General features: G+C 61.7%; 22 protein-coding genes. 10 read left to right on the forward strand and 12 right to left on the reverse strand.

The window, feature by feature from the left end; translation table 11 throughout:
- A complete protein-coding gene (locus ACYQ47_RS15800) occupies positions 1–1677 on the reverse strand; it encodes an ABC-F family ATP-binding cassette domain-containing protein (RefSeq protein ID WP_250494793.1) in 1677 nt (558 codons plus the stop codon).
- An 880-nt stretch (positions 1678–2557) separates the two neighbouring features.
- Here ACYQ47_RS15800 and dld point away from each other — a divergent pair.
- Complete coding sequence (gene dld, locus ACYQ47_RS15805; RefSeq protein WP_459905908.1) at positions 2558–4297, forward strand: D-lactate dehydrogenase; 1740 nt, start codon at positions 2558–2560, stop codon at positions 4295–4297.
- Positions 4298–4529: 232 nt separating this feature from the next.
- On the opposite strand, the gene ACYQ47_RS15810 is transcribed toward dld, so the two are convergent.
- On the reverse strand, positions 4530–6359 hold the full coding sequence (locus ACYQ47_RS15810; RefSeq protein WP_459905909.1) for an ABC transporter transmembrane domain-containing protein: 1830 nt from the start codon (positions 6357–6359) through the stop codon (positions 4530–4532).
- A 61-nt stretch (positions 6360–6420) separates the two neighbouring features.
- A complete protein-coding gene (locus tag ACYQ47_RS15815) occupies positions 6421–6867 on the reverse strand; it encodes an SRPBCC family protein (protein WP_244831447.1) in 447 nt (148 codons plus the stop codon).
- A gap of 172 nt (positions 6868–7039) precedes the next feature.
- Between ACYQ47_RS15815 and ACYQ47_RS15820 the strand changes: the two genes are divergently transcribed.
- A complete protein-coding gene (locus ACYQ47_RS15820) occupies positions 7040–7666 on the forward strand; it encodes a dihydrofolate reductase family protein (protein ID WP_310390775.1) in 627 nt (208 codons plus the stop codon).
- A gap of 11 nt (positions 7667–7677) precedes the next feature.
- Here ACYQ47_RS15820 and ACYQ47_RS15825 read toward each other — a convergent pair whose 3' ends face one another.
- Complete coding sequence (locus tag ACYQ47_RS15825; RefSeq protein WP_244831449.1) at positions 7678–8970, reverse strand: sugar efflux transporter; 1293 nt, start codon at positions 8968–8970, stop codon at positions 7678–7680.
- A 275-nt stretch (positions 8971–9245) separates the two neighbouring features.
- Between ACYQ47_RS15825 and ACYQ47_RS15830 the strand changes: the two genes are divergently transcribed.
- Positions 9246–10766 (forward strand): esterase-like activity of phytase family protein, encoded by a 1521-nt coding sequence (locus ACYQ47_RS15830; RefSeq protein ID WP_459905910.1) that lies wholly within the window; start codon positions 9246–9248, stop codon positions 10764–10766.
- Positions 10767–10928: 162 nt separating this feature from the next.
- Here ACYQ47_RS15830 and ACYQ47_RS15835 read toward each other — a convergent pair whose 3' ends face one another.
- Complete coding sequence (locus ACYQ47_RS15835) at positions 10929–11552, reverse strand: FMN-dependent NADH-azoreductase (RefSeq protein ID WP_250469551.1); 624 nt, start codon at positions 11550–11552, stop codon at positions 10929–10931.
- A 324-nt stretch (positions 11553–11876) separates the two neighbouring features.
- On the opposite strand from ACYQ47_RS15835, the gene ACYQ47_RS15840 reads away from it, so the two are divergent.
- From ACYQ47_RS15840 to ACYQ47_RS15850, 3 genes are all read left to right on the forward strand, one after another.
- Positions 11877–12671, forward strand: a complete 795-nt coding sequence (locus ACYQ47_RS15840; protein WP_459905911.1) for a transporter substrate-binding domain-containing protein — start codon at positions 11877–11879, stop codon at positions 12669–12671.
- Between the two features lie 215 nt (positions 12672–12886).
- Positions 12887–14344 (forward strand): amino acid permease, encoded by a 1458-nt coding sequence (locus ACYQ47_RS15845; protein WP_244831453.1) that lies wholly within the window; start codon positions 12887–12889, stop codon positions 14342–14344.
- 121 nt (positions 14345–14465) lie between these two features.
- Positions 14466–14603 (forward strand): hypothetical protein, encoded by a 138-nt coding sequence (locus tag ACYQ47_RS15850; protein WP_250469552.1) that lies wholly within the window; start codon positions 14466–14468, stop codon positions 14601–14603.
- 28 nt (positions 14604–14631) lie between these two features.
- Here ACYQ47_RS15850 and ACYQ47_RS15855 read toward each other — a convergent pair whose 3' ends face one another.
- The 3 genes from ACYQ47_RS15855 to ACYQ47_RS15865 all read right to left on the reverse strand — a co-directional run bounded on the left by ACYQ47_RS15855 (position 14632) and on the right by ACYQ47_RS15865 (position 17942).
- Positions 14632–15762, reverse strand: a complete 1131-nt coding sequence (locus ACYQ47_RS15855; protein WP_459905932.1) for a branched-chain amino acid ABC transporter substrate-binding protein — start codon at positions 15760–15762, stop codon at positions 14632–14634.
- Positions 15763–15903: 141 nt separating this feature from the next.
- On the reverse strand, positions 15904–17253 hold the full coding sequence (locus ACYQ47_RS15860) for an amidase (protein WP_459905912.1): 1350 nt from the start codon (positions 17251–17253) through the stop codon (positions 15904–15906).
- 5 nt (positions 17254–17258) lie between these two features.
- Entirely contained in the window at positions 17259–17942 is a 684-nt protein-coding gene (locus ACYQ47_RS15865) for a DUF2848 domain-containing protein (protein WP_459905913.1), read from the reverse strand.
- Positions 17943–18104: 162 nt separating this feature from the next.
- Between ACYQ47_RS15865 and ACYQ47_RS15870 the strand changes: the two genes are divergently transcribed.
- Entirely contained in the window at positions 18105–19067 is a 963-nt protein-coding gene (locus ACYQ47_RS15870; RefSeq protein WP_244831457.1) for a LysR family transcriptional regulator, read from the forward strand.
- A gap of 14 nt (positions 19068–19081) precedes the next feature.
- Positions 19082–19615: an ureidoglycolate lyase gene (locus tag ACYQ47_RS15875; protein WP_250494802.1), complete on the forward strand. Its 534-nt coding sequence runs from the start codon at positions 19082–19084 to the stop codon at positions 19613–19615.
- A 12-nt stretch (positions 19616–19627) separates the two neighbouring features.
- Here ACYQ47_RS15875 and ACYQ47_RS15880 read toward each other — a convergent pair whose 3' ends face one another.
- Entirely contained in the window at positions 19628–20062 is a 435-nt protein-coding gene (locus ACYQ47_RS15880; RefSeq protein WP_250528226.1) for a response regulator, read from the reverse strand.
- A gap of 2 nt (positions 20063–20064) precedes the next feature.
- On the opposite strand from ACYQ47_RS15880, the gene ACYQ47_RS15885 reads away from it, so the two are divergent.
- Complete coding sequence (locus tag ACYQ47_RS15885) at positions 20065–20394, forward strand: hypothetical protein (protein WP_309845860.1); 330 nt, start codon at positions 20065–20067, stop codon at positions 20392–20394.
- 97 nt (positions 20395–20491) lie between these two features.
- Here ACYQ47_RS15885 and argG read toward each other — a convergent pair whose 3' ends face one another.
- Positions 20492–21841 carry an argininosuccinate synthase gene (gene argG, locus ACYQ47_RS15890; protein ID WP_250469556.1) on the reverse strand — a complete coding sequence of 450 codons (1350 nt, stop codon included), beginning with the start codon at positions 21839–21841 and terminating at the stop codon, positions 20492–20494.
- A gap of 242 nt (positions 21842–22083) precedes the next feature.
- On the opposite strand from argG, the gene ACYQ47_RS15895 reads away from it, so the two are divergent.
- Positions 22084–23028 carry an oxidoreductase gene (locus tag ACYQ47_RS15895; RefSeq protein WP_250494803.1) on the forward strand — a complete coding sequence of 315 codons (945 nt, stop codon included), beginning with the start codon at positions 22084–22086 and terminating at the stop codon, positions 23026–23028.
- A 2-nt stretch (positions 23029–23030) separates the two neighbouring features.
- Here ACYQ47_RS15895 and ACYQ47_RS15900 read toward each other — a convergent pair whose 3' ends face one another.
- Together ACYQ47_RS15900 and ACYQ47_RS15905 are read right to left on the reverse strand one after the other, a co-directional pair.
- On the reverse strand, positions 23031–24209 hold the full coding sequence (locus tag ACYQ47_RS15900; RefSeq protein WP_459905933.1) for a YbfB/YjiJ family MFS transporter: 1179 nt from the start codon (positions 24207–24209) through the stop codon (positions 23031–23033).
- Positions 24210–24422: 213 nt separating this feature from the next.
- Entirely contained in the window at positions 24423–26816 is a 2394-nt protein-coding gene (locus ACYQ47_RS15905; protein ID WP_459905914.1) for a polysaccharide biosynthesis tyrosine autokinase, read from the reverse strand.
- Positions 26817–26898: the final 82 nt, after the last annotated feature.

Below are 26898 nucleotides of genomic sequence, written 5' to 3' on the forward strand. Positions count from 1 at the left end.
TCAGGCGATGGCCTTTTGCTCTCCAGCGGCCTCGCGCATGCGACGTGCTTCGTCGCGCAGGAACTGCTGGTAATCGTCCAGATCGCCGTCGAAGGGTTCGACGCCGCCCTTGGTTACGAGCCAGAACTCGTCGCATACCGCGCGCAGCAGGGACCGGTCGTGACTGACCAACATCACCGTGCCTTCGAATTCGTTGAGTGCCATGCCTAGCGCTTCGCGTGTGGCCAGGTCGAGGTGGTTCGTAGGCTCGTCGAGCAGCAGCAGGTTAGGACGCTGCCATACGATCATGCACAGCACGAGCCGCGCCTTTTCGCCGCCGCTCATCGTGCCGACTGCCTGATGCACCATGTCGCCACTGAAGTTGAAAGTACCTAGGAACGTGCGAAGCGATTGTTCGGTGCCACTTTGGCCGGGCGCACGCATGTTCGCGGGCGTGTCCTTGGCAAGGCGGATCATGTGTTCCAGCGGCGTGTCGAGAGGACGCAGCACGTCGAGTTCTTGCTGCGCAAAGTAGCCGATGTTCAGGCCCTTGCCTTCGCTGATTTCGCCCGCAATCGGCGCAAGTTCGTGCGCCACCGTCTTCACCAGCGTGGACTTACCCTGGCCGTTGGCACCGAGAATACCAATGCGCTGTCCGGCCAGCACCGACCGGTTGATGCCTCGCACGATGACCGTCGGCGGCGTGCCGGGCTCGGCATCGCTCGGCGCCGGGTAGCCGAAGGTCGCGTCCAGCATCGACAACAACGGGTTTGGGACGTTGAGTGGCTCCTTGAACTCGAAGTTGAACTCTGCGTCGGCGAGCACGGGCGCGATCTTCTCCATGCGTTCGAGCGCCTTGACCCGGCTCTGCGCCTGCTTCGCCTTCGAAGCCGTTGCCTTGAATCGGTCGATGAACTTCTGCAGGTGGGCGATCTTGTCCGCCTGCTTGGCCATCGAGGCCTGCTGCAACGCCATCTGCTCGGCGCGCATGTCTTCGAATTTGCTGTAGTTGCCGCCGTAACGCACGAGCTTGGCGTTATCGACGTGGACCGTTACCTGCGTGACCGCATCGAGGAATTCGCGATCGTGGCTGATCACGACCAAGGTTCCCTGATAACGCTTGAGCCACGCCTCCAGCCAGACCAGCGCGTCGAGATCCAGGTGATTGGTCGGTTCGTCGAGCAACAGCAAGTCGGACGGACACATGAGCGCGCGCGCCAGTTGCAGCCGCATGCGCCAGCCGCCGGAGAAACTATTGACCGGCTGGCTAAGTTGCGCAGCACTGAAACCGAGCCCCAGGATCAGCGCTTGGGCACGCGCGGGGGCATCGTGCGCACCGGCGTCGTGAAGGGCCATGTAGGCGTGCGCCATGCGCATGCCATCGTCGTCGGTCTCCGCGGCGGCGACTTCGATCTGCGCGGCCAGCAACACAGTGTCGCCTTCAATTACGAAGTCGGTCGCGCTCTGCTCGGTCTCCGGCATCTCCTGCGCGACCTGACCCATCTTCCAGGCAGCGGGAATCGAAAACTCGCCACTGTCCTCGTGCAGCGTGCCATTGAGAAGGCCGAAGAAGGACGACTTGCCGGCGCCATTGCGCCCTACGAGGCCGATCTTTTCGCCGGGGGTGAAGGTGACGGACGCGGAGTCGAGTACGACATTGACGCCACGGCGTAGCGTGACATTACGGACGGAAATCATAGAGAGCTACTTCGAAGAGGATAGGCATGATAGCCGACCGAGCGCGCCAAGCCTGCTTTTTTATGAACATGCGAGTCTCGGATCGCGCGCGATATTCAATCGATGTCACGATTTTCGCGAAATGTCCCCGTTAGCGCTCGTCATTCACGCCAAAGGTGCAAGCCATTGAAAATATGGCCTGATGTACGGGTAATTCAACACGTCCGTTCGCATCATGCCTTAAAAGAAATTCGCATTGCGGGCGCTCATTAATAACACGTATGGGCTTTTTTTACGGTTGAGCGCCATGAATTACCCACTTCTACACTGACGCTCAAGCAAATCACTCGCGATCTCTGGCTAATCGCTCCAAGAAAAGTGGCTTAGTCGGAACATACTACCTATATAGTTAAAATATCCAAACCGTGTGGTGTAAATGCGACCTTCTCGCAAGTTGATCTGGATAATCTTCGTTTGAACCCGAGGGCCGATAACGACTGATCGAGAAGAGCAGGAAATGCTGGCTCGTCGTTCGGTGCGGTTCACTGGTAGAGAGCCGAGACGGCCCATCAGTGCTATTACCCGCGATTTTCGCGGGTTTTTTTTCGCCTTCAAGTTTTGAGAGGCGCAATTTAATTGGTGCGCCGCGCGGCTGCCTCGATTCGTCGTGTACCGGCGACAAGCGGCCTGCATTTTCCAGATGCGAAAACTGCCCACCGTCGATGCCCAAGTACATCGCATAGTCCGACCTACTCGTTAAAACCCTGGAACGACATAAAGCGAGCCGTCCGGTTTCGATCTCGACGTGTCCGGCGATGTCATTTCCGGATGAATCGCGTAAAGTTTCACCGTTCGATTCTCAAACTCGTCATGACCGCCCCAGGGTCCAAAGTCCTCAACCATGCATGAACTCATTCAGTCGCTTGGCGACATCGTCGGCAGCCAGTTCGTCTTCACGGGCGCCACTGAAACGCGCCGCTTCCGGCAGGGTTATCGCTATGGCAGCGGCCAGGTGTTGGCGGCCATTCAGCCCGGCACGCTGGTCGAAATGTGGCGGGCGCTTCAGGCCTGTCATCGTGCACGGACTATCGTCATCTGTCAGGCGGCGAACACCGGGTTGACGGGCGGATCGACGCCTGCGGACGGCGGCTACGACCGCCCGGTCGTCGTGCTCAACACCATGCGATTGCGGCGGCTGGACGTGATTCGAAACGGCGAGCAGGTCATCTGCCAGCCGGGCGTGACGCTCGATCAGCTTGAAAAGCGACTGCAGCCGCTCGGCCGCGAACCGCATTCAGTGATCGGCTCAAGCTGCATCGGCGCTTCGGTAACGGGCGGCATCTGCAACAATTCGGGCGGCTCGCTGATTCGCCGAGGACCCGCATTCACCCAATTGTCGATCCACGCGCGCGTCACGGCGGACGGCGAACTGAAGCTCGTCAATCATCTGGGAATCGATCTGGGCGACTCCGCCGAAGTCATACTCGGCCATCTGGACGCGGGCGAATTGCCGGACGATATTCCGGCAGCCGCAGGGCTGCTCGCTTCGGATAACGGGTACAGCACCCATGTGCGCGACATCGATGCGTCCACGCCCGCGCGCTTCAATGCCGACCCGCGCCGGCTCTATGAAGCATCGGGCTCGGCCGGACACCTTGCGGTTTTCGCTCTGCGGCTCGACACCTTTGCGGCGGACGAACAAACTCAGGTGTTCTATATCGGCAGCAACGACGCCGCCGAGCTGGAAACCATACGCCGCGACATACTAAGTGGCTTCCGTAGTCTACCGATCGCCGGTGAGTACATGCACCGCGGAGCGTTCGATATCGCCCGTCGCTACGGCAAGGACATGTACATGTACATTCGTGCGTTCGGCACGGATAAGGTGCCGCATGCATTCGCGGCGAAGAGCAGGTTCGACGGGTTCACCGAGAAAGCGCGTCTTGGTAACGGCATCAGCGATCGGCTGTTGCAGGCGGCGAGCCGGCTTTTGCCCGAGCATCTGCCGCGCCGGCTCATCGAGTATCGCGACCGGTTCGAGCATCATCTGTTGCTGAAGATGGGCAACGACGGTGTGCACGAAGCGCGAACCTACCTCGAATCGCGTTTTCCGTCGCAACAGGGTGGCTATTTCGAATGCACGCCCGAGGAAGGCAAGGCGGCTTTCCTCAACCGCTTCGCGATTGGAGGCGCCATGGTGCGCTATCGGGCAGTCCATTCGCGAACCGTGGAGGACATCGTCGCGCTCGACGTTGCGCTTCCACGGAACACGACCGACTGGTTCGAACGGTTGCCAGCGCATATTTTGAAAGACATCGAGTTCACGATGTATTGCGGCCACTTCTTCTGCCACGTTCTGCACCAGGAATACCTGGTGAAGAAAGGTGTCGATTGCGACCGGATCAAGGACGACATCCTCGCTCTGCTCGCCGCGCGGGGTGCCGAGTATCCCGCCGAACACAACGTCGGTCACCTGTACGAAGCGAAAGCGTCTCTTGCACGGTTCTACGAAGAACTGGACCCGACCAATGCCTTCAATCCAGGCATCGGCAAGACCTCGCGGCTCTTCAACTGGGGACGATCATCGGCCTACGAGTGCGCATGCGAGTCGGATCACGAGGTGCTACAAAGAGAGCAGTAAGCGTCATTGCACCCGGCGTGTTCGGCATGATCTTTTCGATGTCGTCGCTCGGCCAAACGACGACTGCTTGTTCGTCGGCCGTCGGGACGCTTCGTTGGCCACGATGCTTTGGCCGATGGAGCGACCGGGTTGCCACATCGACCGTCCGATGCCGTCATGCGCCAAGTTGCAGCGCTGTAGCGGGAGTCGTCTCAACGCGTGTGCTGAGCAAGCGACGGCTGTCATGCGAAGCTCAAGCCGAAGCCTCATGCCCGCGAGCAATCCCGGCAACCCCCATCTGATCCCCGAACTGCAACGCAGCCAACTGCGCATAAAGCGGCGAACTCAAGAGCAGCTCCGCATGACGACCCTGCGCGACAATACGCCCCTGTTCCAGCACGACGATGCGATCGGCCTGCTGAACCGTCGCAAGCCGATGCGCAATGACGAGCGTCGTGCGGTTGTGCGCCGCGTTGTCCAGCGCCTTTTGCACGAGCCGTTCGCTGGCGGCATCGAGGGCACTGGTGGCTTCATCGAGCAGCAGGATGGGCGGGTTCTTCAGAATCGCGCGGGCAATCGCAATACGCTGGCGCTGACCGCCTGACAATCGCACGCCGCGTTCGCCGAGAAACGTGTCGTAGCCTTCCGGCAGTTCCTCGATAAACCCGGCCGCGGCGGCCATGTCGGCGGCGCGCTGCACTTGCGCGAGCGTGGCGTCCGGCGAGCCGTAGCGGATGTTGTCGATCACGCTGCCAGAAAAGATCACCGATTCCTGCAGCACCACGCCAATCTCCTTGCGCAATTCGACGAGCGGCACATCGCGCGTCGGCACGCCGTTGATCAGAATGCGGCCTGACTGAGGATCGTAGAAACGCAGCAGCAGTTGAAACAGCGTGGATTTTCCCGCGCCGGATGGCCCGACCAACGCGACATGCTCGCCCGGACGAACCTGCAGCGAAAGCCCCGAAAGCGCGGCAATACCCGGCCGCGACGGATACGAGAACCCGATATTCTCGAAGCGGATGCCCTCGCCTCGCGCGGGCAGCGTGACCGTGCTCTCGGCCTCCAAGACCGGCGAGCGTGCGGCGAGCAATTGCAGCAAGCGTTCGGTGGCGCCGGCGGCGCGTTGCAGATCGCCCCATACCTCGGCGACCGCGCCCACGGCGCCCGCCGTGAACACTGCGTAGAGAATGAACTGGGACAACTGGCCCGCCGTCATGCGACCGGCGAGCACTGCCTGCGCGCCTAGCCACAGCACGAAGACGATTGCGCTGAACACCAGCACGATCACCACGGCCGTCAACCAGGCGCGAGCGCGAATGCGCGTGAGCGCGGTCTCGAAAGCGGCTTCCACCGCGCCGGCATATCGTTTCGTCTCGAAAGGCTCTTGCGTGTACGACTGCACGGTCGGCATCGCGTTGAGCACCTCGCCTGCCAGCGCGCTCGTGTTCGCGATCTTGTCCTGGCTCGCGCGCGAGAGTTTCCGCACGCGCCGCCCGAAGATCACGACAGGCGCGACCACGATGACGAGCGTCGCGATGATGTACGCGGACAGCATCGGGCTCGTGACCGCGAGCATCGCCACGCCGCCGGTCAGAAGGAAGAAATTGCGCAGCCCGAGCGACAGGCTCGTACCCACCACCGTTTGAATCAGCGTCGTGTCGGCGGTGAGTCGCGACAGCACTTCGCCAGTCTGTGTGGTTTCGAAGAACTGCGGGCTCATCCGCAGCATGTGGTCGTACACGGCTCGACGCAAATCGGCCGTCACGCGCTCCCCAAGCGAGGAGACGAGATCGAAGCGCAGCGCCGTCGCGGCCGCCAGCACCAGCGAGACGACCAGGAGCGCCAGAAAATATCGATCGATATGCGTCCGGTCGCCCTCGGCGAAGCCACGATCGATGAGGTATTTGAACGCGACCGGCAACACCAGCGTCGCGCCCGCCGATGTCACCAGCGCAAGGAAAGCGAGCGCCCAGCGTCCGGCATACGGACGCAGGAACGGAGACAAGGCGAAGAGCTGTGCGACACCGGAGGAAGAACGCGCAGACGATGAAGACGACGAAGACCTGACAGGGTCGGACATGTAAATTCCCGAGCGAAGCTGATATCCACTCGATTGTGCCAGTCCCGCCAGTTCCGCGAGTTCAGCCGGAGATCTCGGGCTCGACCAAGTGCGCCAGTTGCAGCAGCGACTCTTGCCAGCCGAGATAGCACAACTCCGCCGGAATGACCTCGGGTATGCCTTCCTGCACGATGGTAACTTCGGTCCCGCAAGACACCTGCCGCAACGAAACGGTGACGCGCATTTCGCCGGGAAGGTTGGCATCGTCGAAACGGTCCGAGTAGCGGATCTTTTCGAACGGTTTCAGTTCGAGGTACTCGCCGCCGAAGGACTGGCTCTGGCCCGTGCGGAAGTTGTGAAACGACATCTTGTGAGTGCCGCCCTCCCGCGCATCCATGTGATGGACCTGACAAATTAACCCGTACGGCGGAAGCCACCTTGCGATGGCATGGGGTTCCAGGAATGCGCGGTAGATGCGTTCGGGCGGCGCGCGCAAGACGCGGTGAAGATTGACGGTTCCGGTAGCCATGACATTCGCCTCGCTTCGAGAAGTTGGACACACTGCTACGACGATGCATCGTCGCTGAATTCGACAGCTTCGGGATCAGGGATAACCCCTGAACGAGCGCCGTGTCGATTCATCCGCGAATCGTTCGTCGTCTATATACGGACCTATCGCGTCTGCCTACCAAGAGGACATCATGCGCAAGCTCATCGTTTCCACGTTCATCAGCATGGATGGCGTCATTCAGGCGCCTGGCGGCCCAGAAGAAGATCGCAGCGGCGGGTTTCGCTTCGGCGGCTGGATCGTGCCTTTTGCCGAAAAAGCCATCGGCGACAACTTGCAGGATCTGCTCTCACGGCCGTTCGACTTGCTGCTAGGCCGCTGCACTTACGACATCTTCGCGTCGTACTGGCCACACGTTCCGGCCGATTCGCCCAATCGCGCGATGGCCGACCTGTTCGACAAAGTGCCCAAGCACGTAACGACGCATCGCGCGGAATCGCTCGGCTGGCACAACAGCCAAGCGCTCGAAGGCGATCTAGCCGATGCAACCCGCGCGCTCTTGCATCAGGAGGGCGCCGATCTGTTGACGTTCGGTAGCGGCGACATGGTGCGCCAGTTGCTCGCGGCGGGCCTCGTGGACGAGCTTCGTCTACTGACTTATCCCGTCTTGCTGGGACGCGGCAAGCGTTTGTTCGCCAACGACGCGCTGCCGTCCGCGTTCACGCTGGCGCAATCGGTGAGCACGCCAGGCGGCGTGCTGGTGACACGCTATGTGCGCGATGGCGAGGTCCGCACGGGATCGTTCGACAAAGCGGAATGACACGACAGACGCTAGGCCGCTTGCCGCCGCGCTCTCACCCACGCAATCATCCGCAATGCAATCAGCTTGAACGGTGGATTGGAGAACAGCACGAGCGCGCCGAGTGTCAGGCATCCGCAAATAAGGAATGTGCCGCGATAACCAAGCGCGGCCACGAGCACGCCGGACAGCACGCCCGAGAGAATGGAACCCACGCGCGACGCATTGAAGAAGAGCGCCGTCGCGGCGCCTGGCGTGCGCGGCATCAGGTCCTGAATATAGGTCATGCCGAGACACGACGTCACCGAGACCACGAACGCATTGAACGCCTGCATCGGAATCAGGAACTGAACGCTTTGCGAAGCGGCGACCGCGATGAAGTACACCACATGCACGGCCGCGCACGAGGCGAGCCAGCGCTGCTTGTTAAGGCGCGAGCCACGTGCGCCGAGTACGAGCATCATCGGGATTTCGAGCAACGCGCCGAGGCCGAGCATGACGGACACGTCGATACGCGAGCCATGCATGCCATGCACGACGTAGAGCGGCAGAACGATCATCGTGGCACTCGCGGCGAGTCCGATAAGCGTGAGCGCAATGGTCGCGCGCCAGATCTCGGCGCGCGTGTGCGGCGCGCCTTCATGCGGCGCGATCACTTCCTCGGTCTCAGGCGTCGTGACTTCGAGCAATGACGATGGATCGCCAGCGTAATGCGCGGGGGCGCTGTGCGGGTCGCCCTTGGGGGAGTCATGCATCCGCCAGACTATGGCCCCGCACGCCGCGAAGCACGCCGCCGCAAACAAAAAGAGTCCGTAGAAGCCCGCGCCTGCCAATACGAGCGCGCCGACGGACGGCCCGAATACCCAGGCCATGGAAAGCACGGTGCGCAGCGTGGCGAGCGCGAACGAACGCTCCGCTGCGTCATCGACGGGCAATGCCGAGCGCGCGAACGAGAACACCAGCGACATGGCGGAGCCACCGGCCCCGAGAAACGCGATGCCGACCACGACGAGCGAGACGAAGTTGCGCAGGAAGCACATCAGCAAGAAGCCGATTGCCGATGCGATCAGCGCACCAAGCAGCAACTCTCGATGATGCCCATGCTTGTCCGACCACTTGCCTGCCAACGCGCTGGCGACCACGCCGCTTGCCGCGATGACCGTCATGAAGACGCCGAGTTGCAGCGGCGTCATGTCGGCCTGCTCGACGCTGAACAGCGACAAGTACGGCGCGGTGAAAGAGAGCGCAACGCCGAGCATCAAAATGGCGCCGGCTAGCGGCAAGAAAAACGGGATACGTGCAAGACTGATAAAGCGAGTATTCATTTCGTCTCTGATCGAACGGTGTCGCGACACACAAAGGCCACCGCGAATTATGCGCCGCTCGCGCGACAAGCGTATCCCGAACCCTTCGCGAACATTCGCCTCGCCTGCTCGACAGTCACACGAACGTCATCTTTCGATCGTAATAATGCGCGGCGGGTTTTTATGTCGTTGCAAGCTGCGCGCCGGTCGCCAGCTATCCGCACTCTTTTCGCGCGCGTTACGAGTTTCCATTTACGACGCGCGCCATTCAGATCATTCCATCGATGGAGACGTTCATGGTTCGAGCCCGTGTCTTTGCCTTGTCGCTTGCCGTATCCGCGATGTCCATCGCCTGCACGTCCGCGTGGGCGAGCGTCGATCTCGTCGCGATCGGCCAGTTGAGCGGCAACATCGGCGACCGTTCGAAAGCGACGGCCGCGCCGCTCGAAAACGGCGCGCCGGGCAACCTTCTCGGCGGCGTCGGCTCGGGACTCGCGTATGCGGGATGCAATACCTTCCTCGCCGTGCCCGACCGCGGCCCGAACGCGATCTCCTATAACAAGGCTATCGACGATACGGCGTCCTACATCAATCGCTTCCAGACCTTCTCGCTGCGTCTCGAAGCCGGCGGCAAGGGCAGCAAGCTGCCGTATTCGCTGAGCCCGAAGCTGCTCGACACGACCTTGCTGCACAGCCATGAGCCGCTCGTCTATGGCGATGGCGCGGCAGCCGGCGTCGGCAATGGCGCGCCTGCGCTGAACGCCACCAATCACACGCACTATTTCACCGGGCGCTCGGACAACTTCACGCCGACGCAGCCGTCCACGTATCCGCGCGATGCGCGTCTGGACCCGGAAAGCATTCGCGTGGCGCGCGATGGCGCGAGCGTCTTCATCTCCGATGAGTACGGTCCGTATATCTATCGTTTCGATCGTCGCACGGGCGAGCGGATCGCCGTGTATCGTGTGCCGGCCTCGTTCGCCGTGACGACGCTATCGTCCATCGGCAACGATGAGATCAGCGAGAACACCTCGGGCCGCGTGGCGAACAAGGGCATGGAAGGTCTCGCCATTTCACCCGATGGCGATACGCTCTTCGGCGTGATGCAAAGCCCGCTGATTCAGGACGGCGGCACGAACGGCCCGTACACGCGAATCCTGCGCATCGACGTGCGTACCGGCAAGACCACGCAGTTTGCATATCCGTTGACCAACATCGGCACGGACGCGAAGCCGAACTATCCCACCATCAGCGACATCGTCGCCGTGAACGAGCATGAATTGCTGCTCGACGAACGCGACGGCAAAGGTCTCGGCGACGATTCGAAGGCCGCGTTCAAACGTGTGTACCACGTCGATTTGAACGGCGCGCAGGACGTGAGCCAGGCAAGCGGCGCGAGCGGCCTCGCGCCCTACGCGTTGAACAAGACGCTCTTCCTCGATGTCGTCGCGGCCTTGACGGCCTATGGCTTCGCGCCGACGGACATTCCCGCCAAGCTCGAAAGCCTCGCGTTCGGGCCGGATATCCGCGTGAAGGGCGCGGTCAGGCACACGCTCTTCATCGCGAACGACAACGACTTCGTGGGAACGGTCACGGATACCAATCATCCGAACGGGATCGACAATCCGAACCGGTTCTTCGTATTTGCCATGGATTCGGCGGATCTGCCGGGATATGTGGCGCAGCGCTTGCCCGGAGCGGGTGGCCGCGACGATCGCGCATGCCGGGACGATCACGACGGTCACGATCACGAGCACGACGAGCACGATCACGACGATCACGATCACGACGGTCATGGCCACGGTCACGGCGACTGATTGAAGTCGCACGATCTTGTCCACAGTTTCAGTGGACAAGATCGTGGATAACTCGCTCGCGAAAGACGTATCGCGTTGAAGTGAAACGCTTTTTCGCTCGTGTCGCGCAAACGTGCCGTTCGGCTCATTTCTGCCGCGTATTCGAGCGCCGCGTCTTAGCGCTCACAGGCTCAGGGCAAGCTCCCGTGCCTTCTCGCTCGCTTCATTGCGCGATGCATGGTCCTGCTCGGGACCCGCCAAGGTCTTCTCGACGGTGACGACGCGCACATCGGTAATGCCGACCATGCGCGACCACATCTTCAAATAGTCCGACTGGAAATCGTATTCCTCCGGCGGAAAGTCCCCTCCAAGCTGAACACCGCGCGCGGCGATGGTCACGACCGTCTTTCCGCCGAGCAGGCCGTTCAAGCCGTTTTCGTCGAAAGTAAAGAGCACGTCCTTCTGCGAGATGACATCGATCAGATGCTTCAGGCGATACGGAATGCCGAAATTCCACATCGGCACGCTGAAGACGATCACGTCGGCCTTCGTGAACCGTTCGGCGAGCGCGTGCACGGTCCGCCACGCGGACGCCTGCGCGGTATCGAGCTCACGGCCCTGGATGCCCGCGTATTTTGCTTCGAGTATCGGGCCATCGAACGTGGGCAGATCGGTTTCCCATACGTTCAGTTCATCGACGCTTCCATCTGGATGGCGCTCCTTCCATGCATCGGTGAACGCCCGGGCCACTTGCTGCGAAGCGGAACGCCCGGCACGGGGCGAACCAATCACATGAAGAAGATGCATAAGTCCTCGCGAAGGTAAGTTGGAACGAGCCGCGTGCCTGGGCTTGCGCGTCGGGACGCACGGGCAACGATTAAAAGCCAACGGCGCGGCAAAAACGATGCCGTTTCACACGGGCGTTTTCCGTCCGATCGACCGGATCGGGTAGCGCAAATGCAGAACGTAAGCGTGAAGGCCGTCCTACCGGCAAGCCGCAACCCGACCCGCATTAATACTTTTCCAGATTGTTTTCCTGCTTAAATCGAGTGCTGCCGCGCCGGTTTGTCCATGCGTTTCCTATGCTTAAATCCGGCGAAGCGAACCTCAACCCCTTTAAGAGATCAAGCAATGAGGAATGTAACGTCGATCGCCTCTTTCAAGGCTGCTGTCCTGCTCGCCGCGACGCTCGGTGCCGGCGCCGCATCGGCGGCCGGAACGGTTCACTACGGGCTGGAAGCGCAGTATGCGCCGTTCGAGTTCAAGTCGGCATCGGGCGAACTGCAGGGTCTCGACGTCGATATCGGCAATGCGGTCTACGCCGAACTCAAGATGAAATGCGAATGGACCGAGAGTTCGTTCGACGGAATCATCCCCGCGTTGCAGGCGCGCAAATTCGACGTCATCAATTCGGCGATGAACGTCACGGAGAAGCGTCGACAGATCATCGACTTCACCAACATCATCTACAAGGTGCCGACGCAACTCGTGGCGAAAGCGGGCATCGGCCTCATGCCGACACCTGAATCGCTCAAAGGCAAGAACATCGGCGTGTTGCAGGGATCCACTCAAGAGACTTACGCAAAGGCGAAGTGGGCCAATAACGGCGTGACCGTCACGACCTATCAGGACCAGAACCAGATCTATACGGACCTCAAGTCCGGCCGGATCGACGGCACGCTGGTGCTTTCCGCCGCCGGGCAATCCGGCTTCCTGTCGAAACCGGATGGCGCGGGCTACGCCTTCGCGGGCGGCCCGGTGAACGACGACGCGATCCTCGGCAGCGGCATTGCGTTCGGTGTGCGCAAGGACGACGGCGCGTTGAAGGAGCGCCTGAACAAGGCTATCGCCAAACTGCAGGCGAACGGCACGGTCAAGACGCTGGCAAGGAAATATCTCGGCGATATCGACGTCTCTCCGAAGTAATCCATCGCTCGTGGCAATCCGCGAACGCCGGGCCTTGCGTGCGGCGGGCGCGGGAAATCCATTGGTCGACTTTATTATTTTCGGTCTACACTGAAATCATCGCCTATCCACCGATTAACCCATCAACTCTTCAGCAGGCGCGTTTGTAGTCCTCCGCGAGCCGAAGCATGCCGAGTCGGTCCGTGCCCAACATCATTTGAACGGGACGACTCATCATGGCCGATACGAGTTACATGGCGCGCAAATCCGTCGCCGATATCGTGGGAAGCGCGGACGCGGAAGGCAGTCACCTATCGAAAACCCTTGGCGCCACGAGCATTACGGCAATGGGTATCGGCGCGATCATAGGCGCTGGCATCTTCGTGCTGACGGGCACCGCCGCCGCGCAATTCGCAGGGCCGAGCATCATGCTGTCGTTCGTTTTGGGCGGCATTGCGTGCGCGTTCGTGGGTCTGTGCTACTCGGAACTGGCGGCCATGCTGCCTGTATGCGGCAGTAGTTATACCTACACGTATGCCACGCTCGGCGAGATTTTCGCGTGGATCATCGGCTGGGATCTGATCCTCGAATATGCGATGGGTGCGGCGACGGTGGCGGTCGGCTGGTCGGGCTATATCGTGAGCCTCTTGCATAACGTGGGCGTCACGATTCCGCCTGCGCTCGCGGCCGCACCCGGCACCGTCATCAAGCTCGCCGACGGAAGCACCGTGACGGGCGTCATCAATTTGCCGGCGGTGTTCATCATCGGCGTGCTGACCACGCTGCTCGTGCTCGGTACGAAGGAATCCGCACGGCTCAACAACATCATGGTGGCGGTCAAGCTGGTCGTCGTGGTGGCCTTCATCGCGCTCGGCATCTTCTTCGTGAAGCCGGCGAACTGGCATCCGTTCATTCCGCCGAACACGGGCGAATTCGGCAACTTCGGCATGAGCGGCATCTTGCGCGGCTCCGCCGTGGTGTTCTTCGCGTTCATCGGTTTCGATGCCGTCTCCACTGCCGCGCAAGAAGCGAAGAAACCGCAGCGCGACATGCCTATCGGCATTCTCGGATCGCTCGTCATCTGCACGGTGCTTTACATCCTCGTTGCGGGCGTGCTCACCGGGCTCGTGCCTTACGGCGAACTCAACGTGCCCGATCCCATCGCGAAGGGCGTGGATGCCATCGGCATGAACTGGTTCTCCATTCTCATCAAGATCGGCGCGCTGACGGGTTTGACCACGGTGATTCTCGTGCTGCTCTACGGACAAAGCCGCATCTTCTTCACGATGTCGACCGACGGCCTGCTTCCGGGGCTTTTTGCGCGGGTGCATCCGCGGCTCAAGACGCCGCATTTGAGCCAGATTCTCATTGGTTCGATCGTGGCGATCGTCGCGGCGCTCACGCCCATCAGCGTGCTTGGCGAGATGGTCAGTATCGGCACCTTGTTCGCGTTCATTCTCGTGTGCGGCGCGGTGATCTATCTGCGGCGCAGCGATTCCGGCGCCAATCGCCCGTTCAGGGTTCCGGGCGTGCCCATCGTCCCGATTCTGGGCATCCTCTTTTGCCTCCTGCTAATGTCCGGCTTGCCGCTCGTCACGTGGGTTCGGCTCGTGGTTTGGCTCGTCATCGGCATGGTGATCTATGTGTCGTATGGCCGGAAACATTCGAAACTGCGTTTCCCGGAACGGCAATGAACGCTTGAGGGCGCGTCGCGCGGTATCTCAATATTTCTCACATGCACGTGAAATATGCTCGTTTTGCGACGACACCGGGCCGGCTTAGACTGGGATGTCAATCATCCCAGGAGCATTTCTCATGAGCGTGTCTTTATATGAGTTGTCCTCGGTCGCGGTCATACTCGGTGTCGTCGGCTTGATGCTGGTCAGGGCGTTCGCGGCTTCGCATACGGATAGCGTCGATGTTTTCAGGAAGACGGACGCGGAGAAACGTTAGTTTTTCCAAGGCCGCGTGATGCAGACGGTCAGTTGTGAATGACGTCCGCGACGATCTTCTTGTCGTCCTTGAACTGATACACGGTGATCGCCGCAGTGGTCAGATCGCCATGCGGATCGAAGGCGATATTGCCCGTCACGCCGTCATAGCGAGTTGCGGGCATCGCGGCCAGAATCTTCGCGCGGTCGGTGGAGTTCGCGCGTTTCATTGCATCGACGATCACATATACCGAGTCATACGCGAACGGCGCATACGCGTTGATCGGCGTCTTGAAGCGTTTCACATAGCGCTTTTCGAATTCCGCGCCACGCGGCATGCGTGCAAGCGGCAAGCCCGCTTCGGAGCAGACCAGATTGACGATGGCATCGCCCGCAAGCGAACTCATCTTGTCCGTGCATGCGCCATCGCCTGCCAATACGCGCGCGTTGATGCCCAGATTGGCCGCCTGCTTGACGAGCGGACCAGCCGTTGCATCCGACCCGCCGTACATGATGACGTCCGGCTTCAGACCTTTAACCTTGGTCAGGATCGCGCGAAAATCGGTGGCTTTGTCGCTGGTCGCTTCGTGCGTCACGACAGCGCCGCCGCCCGATGACACCGCCTTCGAGAATTGTTCGGCAAGCCCTTGCCCGTAAGCGGTCGAGTCGTCGATCACGGCCACGCGCCGTGCTTTCAGCGTGTTGGTGGCAAAGCGTGCGAGCGCGGGACCTTGCATGGCATCCGTCGCCACGAGACGAAACGCCGTCTTGTAGCCCTGCAGCGTATAAGCTGGATTGGTGGACGCGGGCGTGACCTGCACGACGCCCGCTTCGCTATAGATGCGCGATGCCGGAATCGACACGCCCGAGTTGATGTCGCCGACTACCGCGACCACGCCATCATCGACCAGTTTCTGCGCGATCTGCGTCCCGGTGCGCGGGTCGGCCGCGTCGTCTTGCGAATCGAGTTGCAGCGTTACGTTCTTGCCGCCGATGACGAGATGCCGCGCGTTGATTTCATCGACAGCCAAGCGCGCCGCATTCTCGCTGTCCTTGCCGATGTTGGCGAGCTGGCCGGTCAACGGCGCGGCATGACCGATCAGCACGACCGCATCGGCGGCATGCGCGGCAAGCGGAGCGAACGATGCACAGACAGCAAGCGTCGCGGACAACGGATACATAGCGCGTGGTTTCATGGTTGGACCTCTTTGATCGTGGATATCGGGTTGGCAACAAGGGGTTAGCAACAAGGTGAACGCAGTATTCGGTGGCCGATATACGTTGTCCAACGAGTAATTCCTGTCGCCCGCGATAAGAATTCGTTAAGCGTTCGAGCGCATTTGCCTGAAGCGCGCCTCGACGCCGCGACCGATTGCGAGAACGGCTGCATCGGCGAATGCGGGACCGACGATCGACATTCCCACCGGCAATTCGCCCTCGCGATGACACGGCAATGTGAGCGCGCAGCCATCGAGCAAATTGACGATGCCTGGATTGCGCAGGGTCTTCGCATTGACCGCGAAGAAGTGTTCGTCGTCATGTTCGAGCGCTTCCAGAAACGGTGCAACGATGGCGACGGTCGGCATGAGCCATGCATCGAAGGGCGCGAGCCGTCGTCGTGCACCGCGAATGAAACGCTCGCGCGCGGCCATTAGATCGATGTAATCCGCCGCCAGAAAACGCTCTCCCCGACGCAGGCGCGCGAGCACGCGCGGGTCGTACCGATGCCCTTCCCGAGCCACGAGATGCCGATGCCACGCCCACGCCTGCGATGCCGTGATGCCCGGTTGAGGCGCATGTTCGAGCACGTCGCGCAGCTCCGGAAAGTCGATTGACTCGATAGTCGCGCCCGCCGTCCGCAATGCATCGAGGGCGCGCTCGAACGCCGCGCGCACGGCATCGTCCGCGTCATCGACGACATCGGCATAGGTCACGCACAAGCGCAGCGTATCGAGCGGGCGCGCCGTGGTATCGGGCGTCTCGGCGGACAGAATGGCGTCGGCCGCAGCGCAGCAATCGACGCTGTTCGCAATCGCGCCGACCGAATCGAACGCGCTTGCGAGCGGCAATACGCCGTCGAGCGGCACTCGACGCGCGGTCGGCTTGAACGCCGTGAGGCCGCAGAATGCCGCCGGAATGCGCAAGGAGCCGCCCGTATCCGTGCCGAGCGCCCACGCCACGTGTGAGCGCGCAACGGAGACCGCCGCGCCCGAACTCGATCCGCCCGCTACCCGACGCGCATCATGCGGATTGCGCGGCGTGCCGTGATGCGGATTCAGCCCGAGCCCCGAATACGCGAACTCGCTCATGTTGGTCCGGCCGACGAAGACCGCGCCCGCATCGCGCAGACGCGAGACCGCGACGCTATCGCGCGTGGCCGGTTCAGCGCCTTGCAGCACGCGCGAGCCGGCGGCGGTGACTTCGCCCTTCACATCGAACAGGTCCTTGATGGAGACGGGAACGCCCGCGAGCGACGACGGTACGTAGTCGCGCAGACGCAAGGCATCGCTCGTCATGGCGGCCGCGTGCGACGACTCGCGATCCACGCTCACATAGGTGCTCGGGTCTACGTGGGTATCGCGCTGGATCGCTTCGAACGAGGCGTCGACGAGACTCGACGCCGTGGCTTGCCCCGTTGCGAGCGCGTGCTGAATGGTGCTGATGGTCGGCATGGCCGTCACTCCACGTGCGCGAGCGCATTCACGCCATAACGATGAACCAGCGTGCGCCGCAAGACCGGATCGTGCAGTTCGATCTCGAAGCTCCACGCGGGCAGCAGTGCGCCGAGCAGTGCTTGCGTGCCGCAATAAAGCACCGTGCCGGAAGGTAACGAACGCGTGTGCCCGAGCCCGGTCAACAGAATGGCCGGCGGCAGCAATCGTGCAAGCGAGCCTTCCTGATAGAGCACGCGCTCGCCATGCGGATCGATACGCCAGCTTCGCGCAATCAGCTGGTCCCAATGGGCAGCGACATCGTCGTAGCGCCAGAGCGTCGCGCCGAGCGGTTTCGCGCACATCTGCTTGGAAACGGCCACGTCGTAGCTTTCTGCCTTGCGGTCCGTATGGTCCGAGCCGACGCCGACCAGCAGACCATGGCTCGCGTCCGACACGAGCACGGCCTCCACCTCGCCCGAAGAATTGCCGCCGACGACATCGATCCGTTCGTCCACGGTCAGCAGCGACGCCGCGACTTCGTAGAAGCATGGCGTCGTGGCCGGGCGCTTTACGCCCAGCGCGGCAAGTTCGGCGATATGGTGCTCGACTTCAGCGGTGTCGCGCCCCGCCCAGCCGGCGATGATGAGCCGTGCGGGACTGAACGCGAATCGCGGTCCATCTTCGATGACGAATGAAATGGCTGACATGTGAGCTTCGAGATAAGGATGACGACGCCCACAGTGTTCGCGTCGAGCGCGTGCCGTGTCCAACAAATAAAACTTGAGGCAAGTGCGGAGAATTTCTTGTCGTTCGACGCTTATTGCGGCGCTACACTGGGCCGTCCGATACGACTCGCCCTGGCATCCACCATGAACGTCCGCTTTCTCGAGACCTTCGTCTGGCTCGCGCGCTTGCGTAGCTTCCGGCTGACCGCCGAGCGCATGCACGCCACGCAAGCCGCGATTTCGAGCCGCATTTCAGCGCTTGAACTCGAACTCGGCGTGAAGCTCTTCGAGCGCGGTCCGCGTGAGGTCACGCTGACTCAGGACGGCACCAAGGCGCTCGCCTTCGCCGAACAGATCGTGCAGATCAACCGCGCGATGGTCGAGAGCGTGGGCGACCGGCGCAACATCGCGGGCATGTTGCGGCTCGGCGCAATCGAATCGGTCGTGCATACATGGCTGCCCGAATTGCTCAAGCGGGTGCGCGAAGAGTACCCGCGCCTCACGCTCGAATTGACGAGCGACACATCCGCGAATCTATCGGCTCAAGTTGCGCACGGTCATTTGGATGCCGCGTTGCTGAGCACGCCGATCAACGGTGCCGATGTCGGCAACGCATTGCTTGGCAGCTTGCCCATGTGCTGGGTCGCGAGCCCGGCGCTGGGCTTGTCCGACGAGACGCTCTCGGAGAGCGAGCTTGCCGCGTTTCAAATCGTGAGTTTCGCGCGGCACTCGCAGCCGCACGCCTTTCTCGTCGATCTGTTCGCGGCGGCCGGCGAGAACCAGGTACAGATCAATTGTCTTTCGTCCGCTGCGGCGATCAGCCGGCTCGTCGTCGATGGCTTTGGCATTGCAGCCGTGCCTGCCGCCTTCGTGATGCGCGAAATCGAAAGCGGGCAATTGCAGACGCTGCGTGTCGCGCACCACGTGCCTGGCCTGCCGCTCGTCGTGTCGTATCGGCGCAGCGCGGACAGCCTGTTGCCCGAGTCCATCGCCCGGCTTGCACGCGCGATCATGCTCGATTACAGCCTGAAGCACGGACCGCGCTTCGCGCTCGTGCCGGAAACCGCTGACGATATTGCCGCCGGCTTTGCCCGTACCTCGCCCTGAACACTTAGAGACTTATGCCGAACGTCCTTGATATCGAACCGCTCGATCCACTCGCCTGCGCGCCCTACGGCGTGATGCTCGGCACGCCCGCGCTCTCCGACGATCCCGCCACCTACCTGAGCCCCGCGTCCGACTACTGGCGCACGCATCTCTTCGCGCCCGGTGACGATCAGCCTGCGGAGATTCTCTGGGTGATCTATCGCAAGCAGCCTGCGACGGTGGCGCGACTCGAAGCGCATCTTCTGACGCAGCAGGCTATCGTGCCGCTGACCGGGCCGATTATTCAGATCGTTGCTACATCGAATGCCGAAGGGTTGCCCGATCCGGCAACGCTGCGCGCGTTCGAGATTACGCCGGGCACCGGACTGTGCATGCATCCGCGCACGTGGCACGCGACGAGAGTGGAACAGCCGGAAGTGACGTGCCTGATGTTGACACGCCCGTCCACCACGCGCGATTTAACGGCCCATCTGATTCAGGGCAAAAGTCTGGTTGAATCGAGCATTGCGCATATACCGCTGTACGAACTGTCTGATCGCGCAGATTAGCAGTCGCTGCACTCACCCTTCGACGATGTCTTCAAGAAGCGCAACAAGGTTGAGCTCACTGTCTCCGCGTCTGAAGTAGCCGTCGAATGCATCGAGCGATCCGCGCAGGCGTAATTCCGCTTCGTCGTAACCGGTCATTGCGATGATGCCCAGATCGCTAGTCGCGCCGATACTCCGAATCACGGACGCAACCGCGAATCCGTCGAATTCGGGCATATTGATATCGAGCAAAATGACGTGCGGCATCCAATCTTGCAATATCTCGATTGCCTCCACGCCGCTGAAAGCGGTTCTTACGTGGAAACCGTCGGCGTCGAGAAGCGCACTTGTGGCGCACGCGCCGTGTTGATTGTCATCGACAACCAATACTCGCGCCTTTTGCGCACTGGTATGCACCTTCCTGGTCGAGAGCCGCCCGGCGATGGCGTTTTCCTGCGATCGGATCATGCATGCGCTCCGGCGTGAGAATCTCTCCGATAATGACGAACGCCTCGCTCATTGTCTATTTGTTTGCGATTATGGATTTAAGCGGAATGATTCGGAAGTTTCATTTCGCGGGTAACTCTTCCCTTTATTCGAAGCCCACTTTCCCGATGGCGCGCGCCGCAACCGAAAATCACGCGAATAGTGCATGTTTTGATTTAGCTAAAGACTTGGCGAGAAAGCGCGCCTTCATAAGAAAACCGCATGACACGCTGACCCGTAAAATCGATTTTTTCGAAACGGGATTTTACGGCTGGAGGTTTTTACTGGCGCTCGAATGCATGCGGATGCTTTAATTCGCGCGGCTGATCGCAAACACGCGCGGCGGCGGAACGCCAAACCAAAAAAAAGCGGGAGCCAGATTTTCACCTGGCTCCCGCGCGTTCTTACGCGTTACTCCTTGGAACCCGCCTTCGATGGCTCATCCAGTTGCGGAAGAGCCGAGGTATCGCCCGGCGTCAGAAGGCCGACTTGCGCATACACGCGAAGCTTCTCGCGCGTGTCGTCGATATCCAGGTTACGCATGGTCAACTGGCCGATCCGGTCGCGCGGCGAGAACGTCGACTGCACCTTTTCCATGGACAGGCGTTCCGGTTGATACGTCAGATTCGGCGACTTCGTGCTCATGATCGAGTAGTCGTTGCCACGGCGAAGCTCGATGGTCACTTCGCCCGTCACGGCGCGCGCCACCCAGCGCTGCGCGGCTTCACGCAGCATGATGGCTTGCGAATCGAACCAGCGGCCTTGATAAAGCAGGCGTCCGAGCCGGCGGCCACTTTCGCGATACTGCTCGATCGTGTCTTCGTTATGGATACCCGTCACGAGCCGCTCATACGCGATCTGCAAGAGCGCAAGTCCGGGCGCCTCGTAAATGCCACGGCTCTTAGCCTCGATGATGCGGTTTTCGATCTGATCGCTCATGCCGAGCCCGTGACGCCCGCCGATTCGGTTTGCCTCCAGCAGCAGCGCGACTTGATCGCCGAATTCCACGCCGTTGAGCGCGGTAGGCACGCCTTCGTCGAAACGCACGGTGACGGTCTCGCGCGCGATCTGCACGTCGTCACGCCAGAACGCCACGCCCATGATCGGCTTGACGATCTGCATGCCGCTTTCGAGGCTTTCCAGATCCTTGGCTTCGTGCGTTGCGCCGAGCAGGTTCGAATCGGTCGAATAAGCCTTTTCCGCCGACATCTTGTAGTCGAACCCTGCCTTGCGCATGAATTCGGACATCTCCGCGCGGCCGCCCAGTTCGTCGATGAAGGTCTGGTCGAGCCACGGCTTGTAGATCTTGAGATCCGGATTCACCAGCAGCCCATAACGATAAAAGCGCTCGATGTCGTTGCCTTTATACGTGCTGCCGTCGCCCCAGATATTCACGCCGTCCTGCTTCATCGCGGCGACGAGCATGGTGCCCGTCACGGCGCGCCCGAGCGGCGTCGTATTGAAGTAGGTCACGCCCGCAGTGGAAATATGGAACGCACCGGATTGCAGCGCCGCGATGCCCTCGGCGACGAGCTGCGCGCGGCAGTCGATCAGGCGGGCGTTTTCCGCGCCGTATTGCATGGCGCGGCGCGGGATTTCCTCGTAGTCGTCCTCGTCGGGCTGGCCCAGATTGGCCGTGTATGCAAACGGAACTGCGCCTTTGAGACGCATCCAGTGCAACGCGGCGCTGGTATCCAAACCGCCGGAAAATGCAATTCCGACGCGTTGCTGAACGGGGAGGCTTTCGAGAATCGTGGTCATTTGAAGGTTACCTGGATTACCTGGACAAGCGCCGACATATTACCTGACGCGGGGGCCCACGCCCGCAGCGGGGCCCGATCTGGACAGCGAAAAAGCGAAGTAGCGATTGTCGGCGATTCGCCCGCCGTTGTCGAATCGCCGAAAATTGGCGTCCGATGCGGCGATCGCTCGGGCCTCTTTGCCGCGCGCCGTGCACCGCACATGGCATAGTGACCTCTGTTCGCACTGAAACCCGCACGCACATGAGCAAACCCTGGAGTATCGATGACATCGCGTCGCAGACGGGCCGCCGGGTCATCGTCACCGGCGCGAATAGCGGCATCGGCTATCACACCGCCGCCGTGCTGGCCCGGCACGGCGCCGAAGTGGTACTCGCATGCCGCAATCCGCAGCGCGGCGCACAAGCGCTCGCGCGGCTGCAACGGGAAGTGCCCGACGCGCGCGTGCAACTCGAACAACTCGAACTCGCGGATCTTTCCTCGGTGCGCGCTTTCGCCGACCGTCAGCTCGCTTTACGCAAGCCGCTCGACATCCTCGTCAACAATGCGGGCGTCATGGCGCCGCCGCGCCGCGCCGAAACCGCCGATGGCTTCGAGCTTCAGTTCGGCACCAACGTGCTCGGGCACTTCGCGCTGACCGGCCTGCTCCTGCCCGCAATCGAAATGGCGGCGGAAAGCGCGTCCGAGCGCCCGCGCATCGTCACGATTGCATCCATCGCGCACAAGACGGGACGGCTCGATTTCGACGATCTCCAGGCAACGCGTCACTATTCGCCGATGTCGTCGTACCGCCAGTCCAAGCTCGCCAACCTCATGTTCGCGTTCGAACTCGACCGTCATTTGCGTGCGGCGGGATCGCGCGTGATGTCGGTGGCCGCGCATCCGGGCGTAGCCAAAACGAACCTGTTTCGCGACGATCGGTCGGCTGTGAGCCGGGCGGCGCGCACCGTGTTGAGCGGGTTTATCGGCGCGTTATTGAACAGCGATCTGAGCGGCGCGCTGCCAACGCTATATGCAGCGACCGCGCCCGATGTCGTCGATGGCGGTTACTACGGACCGCTCGGGTTATTCGAAGCACGCGGCGACACCGTGGGACCGGCGAAGGTTGCATCGCAGGCACTCGATAAAGACGCGGCCAAACGCCTGTGGGAAGTATGCGAGGCGTTGACGGCGAAGGCGTTCGAGTGAGGTTATCGCGCCATCGCGCTTTGCAACGGCTTCTGACTTGCAGCGAGAATTGCACCGAGGACGAGCAGCATCGCCGAGTAGAGCATGCCTCGTTCGAGCCCCGCGCCGTCCGATACCCATCCGATCACAATAGGCCCGACGATCTGCCCGAGCGCGAACACGATGGTGAACGCGCTGATTCCCCTTGCCCACTGATCGGCCGGCAAGTTATGCCGCACGAACGCTGTCGTTGCCGCGACCGCGGACAAGAAAGTTGCGCCGAATAAGAGACCCGAAGCGAAAGCCGCCACGGGATGCATGAAGAGCGCGGGCACGAGCGTGGCGATACCCAATAGCGCGTTGAGCACCGCAAGCGCCTGGCCGCCGCGCATGCGGTCGAGCAGCCCGGACCACAGACGCGCCGAAACCACGGTGGCGGCGCCGAGCAAGACATAGAAGCTCGTGATGACAGTCGCGTTCATCGAAGCGTTGCGAAGCAGCGCGACGATGAACGTCATGTAGCCGATGTATCCAACGCCGAAGAGCGTGTATCCCGCAAGCACGAGCCACATGCGCGACACTGCCACCGTTGCGCTCGGAGGCGCCGCATTCGCTTCGGCACCGCGCGCAACTCTCGCATGATTCGATTCGATCTTGCGCGCCGCCACGATCGCCCCGGCTGAACAGAGCGCGCAGACTGCGGCGAGCGCGAACCACGCGTATTGCCATCCATGCACACGCGGCGCCACCGTGAAAGGCACGAGCACCGCCGACGCAAGGATGCCCCAGCCCGTGCCTCCGTAGTACAAGCCGAGCAAGAGCCCGGCCCCGCGCGTGGAAAGCGATGCAAGCCGCGCCGCCAGCACGCCGCCGCTGATGAAGATGAGCGCGCTGCCGCAGCCGGTGGCAACGCGCAGGAACAGCAGCAGCCAGGTCGAGAACGCGAGGCCGCTTGCGGCCATTAACAACGTCGTTGAAGCGCAGCCTGCGAGAAGCAATGCGGAGGGCGGCCATCGGCGGGACATGCGTGGAAAAGCCAGCGCGCCGAGCAAGTAGCCGAATGCATTCGCGGTGTTCATCGCGCCTGCTTGCGCAAAGCTCCAGCCGAGGTCGAGCTTCATCGCGGGCAACAACAGCGCGTAGGAAAAGCGGGCCAGCCCTAGCGCGATCGCGCTTCCCAGGGACAACGCAACGGCCAGCATGAGCGCGCGCCCGTGTTCGAAGTGTTCTTCCGTGGACGAAGACTCGTGCCTCGATTGCCGGTCTACCGCTCGTTTTATCTGCGACGTCACTCTCGTTTCCTTGGCGCGTTTTGCGTGACGTTATCACAGCGTTCCCGCCAATGCGAAAGGCGCCGCATATGCGGCGCCCGTTCGCAAGACCAGCGATGAGCAGGGCACTCGCCCCGCCCTTCCTTAACGCGTGGCCGTCGTGAAGCCGTACTCTTCGCGCGCGCCGTAACGTCCCGGCGCAAAGCCGTTGAACACGTGACCGCCGATCTTCGCGCCGACGTTGCGCAGGCGGCGCAGCGTCTCTTCCAGTTGGCGTGCGCCAGTGAGATCGGCACGCGACACGAGCAGCACGAGATCGCAGTTCTGCATCGCGATGGATTGCGCGTCGCCAACAGGCAGCACCGGCGGCGAATCGATCACGATGTAGTCGTAGAAACCACGCACCATCGCCAGCATTTCCTGGAAGGCCGGGCGTCCAAGCAGCTCTGCCGGGTTCTCCGGATAAAGCGCGCCTGCGTCCATCATCGAAAGGCCGCTCGTGCCAATCCGCACGATGGCATCTTCGACGCGTGCCGAACCTTCGAGCACTTCGGCAAGGCCCGGACCCGTGCGTCCGTCGACGAGATGACGCAGCCGGCCCTGACGCATGTCCGCATCGATCAAGAGCACCGAAGCCTGCGTCTCGGCGAGCAGATAAGCGAAGTTCGACGACACGAAGCTCTTGCCCACACCCTGCGTCGGTCCCGTGAAGAGGATGATCTTGCCTTCGTGGTTGTCTGCATCGACCACATAGCCCGAGTTCACCACGCTCATGTTCATCGAAGGCATGGCGCTCAACGTGGACATGGGGTTCATCGGCGCGGTCGGGTTCATCGGGTTCCAGCTATTGAGCGCGGGATGAGCCGTCATCGGCACGCCGTTCAGCATTGCACGAACGCTGCTGCGCAAGGAGCGCAATGCTTCGATGCTCGGGTCGGTCGGGCTCGTCATGGCAAGCAGCTTGGCCGGTGCGGCGTTGTGCGTCAGTGCGCGAACGTCCTGGCGCAATTGCGCTGCGGAGCGGGCAACCACGGCGAGGCGCGGGATTTCCGAGAAGCTGTCGATCTCCTCGGGGCTGCGCAATTCGCGGCGATTCAATGCGATCAGATAGATCGCCACCGTGCTCACGAACAAGCCACCGAAGATGGAACCGAGCAACACGATCCACGCGCGCGGCCACGATTGCTTCTCGGGCGCGAGCGCCCAGTCCACCACGGCCACGCCCGGCGGCGTGCTGGCGGCAGCGACTTCGAGCTGCTGCGCGTTGGTCAGCACGCTCGTGTAAAGCTGCGTGGTGACGGCGACATCGCGTGCGAGTTCGACGTACTGACGTTGCACGGTCGGCAGGTTCGCCGCCGTCTTGGCCGTCTCGGCGATCTCGTGCTTCACCTGATTCAATTGCGTGAGCGCGCTCTGATAGTTCTCGTTTTCCGGACGGAACTTGTGCTGCGCGGCATCCAGCGCGAGCGACAACGTGGTCTGCTGCTCTTCCAGACGGCTCATGCGGGTAATGAGCGCGGTATTCTGCTGCGCCATGTCCACGGTGCCCGTCTGCGTGCGAAATGCGTTCAGGCGGCTTTCGGCGGTTTCGAGATCCTGCTTGAGGCCAGGCAGGCGCTTCTTCAGGAAGTCGAGGCTCGTCTGGGCTTGCGCGGCGCGGCGTTCGACATCGCGTTCCTGATACGTCTTGACGATGGCGTTGACCATCGCTTGCGCGTCGAACGGCGACTCGGCCTGATAGCTCAGATGGATCAGCGACGGATCATGCAGCGACGAATCGCGCGGCGGAATCGACGTACGCATGCGCAGCAACACGTTTTCGAGCGTCATTTGCTGCGAGTAACGCGTGATCTCGAAGCTCACGCCGGGACGTGCACGCAAGGTGTCGATACGCACTTCTGCAGGCGCCTGGCCGTCGACGGTCGAGACCTGGAACGGCACGAGTTCGCCGACGCGGCCCTTGGCGAGCTGCTTGTCGTCCTTGTCGAAGAGTGTCCACTGACCATCCTTGTCGGCGACCACGTGGAATTTGTTGCGATAAGCCGCGCTCGGAATGTTGAAGACGCCGGCCTTCATGCGCTCGCCGCCCCATGCGTAGGAATCGAGACCGAACGGTGCAGGCGCGAGTTCGCGGTCGCCTGCATGACGCGAGGCGTACCAGCGGCCGATCAGCGGAAAGTGACTTTCGGTTTCGACGACGACATCCGCGCCGGTCTGCGTGATGGCGCTGGTGACGACCGAGCGCGAGGTCAGGACATCGCTTTCATCGCTCGCGGAGGCGTCTGCCGCCATCGAGCCGGAGACGTCGTTCAGCGAGCTGATCGACGTGCCCGCCTTGGTGCTCTGCACGCGCAAGAGCGCTTCGGCGCGATATTGCGGCGTGGCGAGCAGGACGTAGAGCACGCCAGCGGCGCAACATACGCCTGTTACCGTACCCAGCAGAGTCTTGTGGCGCACGACACTGCGCCAGAGGTCCACGACGCCATCGCCCCGTTGCGAAGCCGCCGTCATTTCGGGCTGCATATTATATGTAAGCATTTTATATCCCAACCAAGAAAACAAAAGTCGTGACGTCAGTGGCAAGGTCCGCCGTCAAACCTAACGTTATGTGATTCGATCG

The organism is Caballeronia sp. HLA56 (assembly GCF_054655155.1).

What these genes read in the sequence shown, in the direction of transcription:
- ACYQ47_RS15800 (WP_250494793.1), bottom strand. Translation starts at nt 1,677, where the DNA reads ATGATTTCCGTCCGTAATGTCACGCTACGCCGTGGCGTCAATGTCGTA.
- ACYQ47_RS15830 (WP_459905910.1), top strand. Translation starts at nt 9,246, where the DNA reads ATGGTTCGAGCCCGTGTCTTTGCCTTGTCGCTTGCCGTATCCGCGATG.
- ACYQ47_RS15820 (WP_310390775.1), top strand. Translation starts at nt 7,040, where the DNA reads ATGCGCAAGCTCATCGTTTCCACGTTCATCAGCATGGATGGCGTCATT.
- ACYQ47_RS15855 (WP_459905932.1), bottom strand. Translation starts at nt 15,762, where the DNA reads ATGTATCCGTTGTCCGCGACGCTTGCTGTCTGTGCATCGTTCGCTCCG.
- ACYQ47_RS15870 (WP_244831457.1), top strand. Translation starts at nt 18,105, where the DNA reads ATGAACGTCCGCTTTCTCGAGACCTTCGTCTGGCTCGCGCGCTTGCGT.
- ACYQ47_RS15900 (WP_459905933.1), bottom strand. Translation starts at nt 24,209, where the DNA reads ATGCTGGCCGTTGCGTTGTCCCTGGGAAGCGCGATCGCGCTAGGGCTG.
- ACYQ47_RS15880 (WP_250528226.1), bottom strand. Translation starts at nt 20,062, where the DNA reads ATGATCCGATCGCAGGAAAACGCCATCGCCGGGCGGCTCTCGACCAGG.
- ACYQ47_RS15860 (WP_459905912.1), bottom strand. Translation starts at nt 17,253, where the DNA reads ATGCCGACCATCAGCACCATTCAGCACGCGCTCGCAACGGGGCAAGCC.
- ACYQ47_RS15865 (WP_459905913.1), bottom strand. Translation starts at nt 17,942, where the DNA reads ATGTCAGCCATTTCATTCGTCATCGAAGATGGACCGCGATTCGCGTTC.
- ACYQ47_RS15845 (WP_244831453.1), top strand. Translation starts at nt 12,887, where the DNA reads ATGGCCGATACGAGTTACATGGCGCGCAAATCCGTCGCCGATATCGTG.
- ACYQ47_RS15875 (WP_250494802.1), top strand. Translation starts at nt 19,082, where the DNA reads ATGCCGAACGTCCTTGATATCGAACCGCTCGATCCACTCGCCTGCGCG.
- argG (WP_250469556.1), bottom strand. Translation starts at nt 21,841, where the DNA reads ATGACCACGATTCTCGAAAGCCTCCCCGTTCAGCAACGCGTCGGAATT.
- ACYQ47_RS15895 (WP_250494803.1), top strand. Translation starts at nt 22,084, where the DNA reads ATGAGCAAACCCTGGAGTATCGATGACATCGCGTCGCAGACGGGCCGC.
- ACYQ47_RS15840 (WP_459905911.1), top strand. Translation starts at nt 11,877, where the DNA reads ATGAGGAATGTAACGTCGATCGCCTCTTTCAAGGCTGCTGTCCTGCTC.
- dld (WP_459905908.1), top strand. Translation starts at nt 2,558, where the DNA reads ATGCATGAACTCATTCAGTCGCTTGGCGACATCGTCGGCAGCCAGTTC.
- ACYQ47_RS15905 (WP_459905914.1), bottom strand. Translation starts at nt 26,816, where the DNA reads ATGCTTACATATAATATGCAGCCCGAAATGACGGCGGCTTCGCAACGG.
- ACYQ47_RS15835 (WP_250469551.1), bottom strand. Translation starts at nt 11,552, where the DNA reads ATGCATCTTCTTCATGTGATTGGTTCGCCCCGTGCCGGGCGTTCCGCT.
- ACYQ47_RS15885 (WP_309845860.1), top strand. Translation starts at nt 20,065, where the DNA reads ATGCGCTCCGGCGTGAGAATCTCTCCGATAATGACGAACGCCTCGCTC.
- ACYQ47_RS15825 (WP_244831449.1), bottom strand. Translation starts at nt 8,970, where the DNA reads ATGAATACTCGCTTTATCAGTCTTGCACGTATCCCGTTTTTCTTGCCG.
- ACYQ47_RS15810 (WP_459905909.1), bottom strand. Translation starts at nt 6,359, where the DNA reads ATGTCCGACCCTGTCAGGTCTTCGTCGTCTTCATCGTCTGCGCGTTCT.
- ACYQ47_RS15850 (WP_250469552.1), top strand. Translation starts at nt 14,466, where the DNA reads ATGAGCGTGTCTTTATATGAGTTGTCCTCGGTCGCGGTCATACTCGGT.
- ACYQ47_RS15815 (WP_244831447.1), bottom strand. Translation starts at nt 6,867, where the DNA reads ATGGCTACCGGAACCGTCAATCTTCACCGCGTCTTGCGCGCGCCGCCC.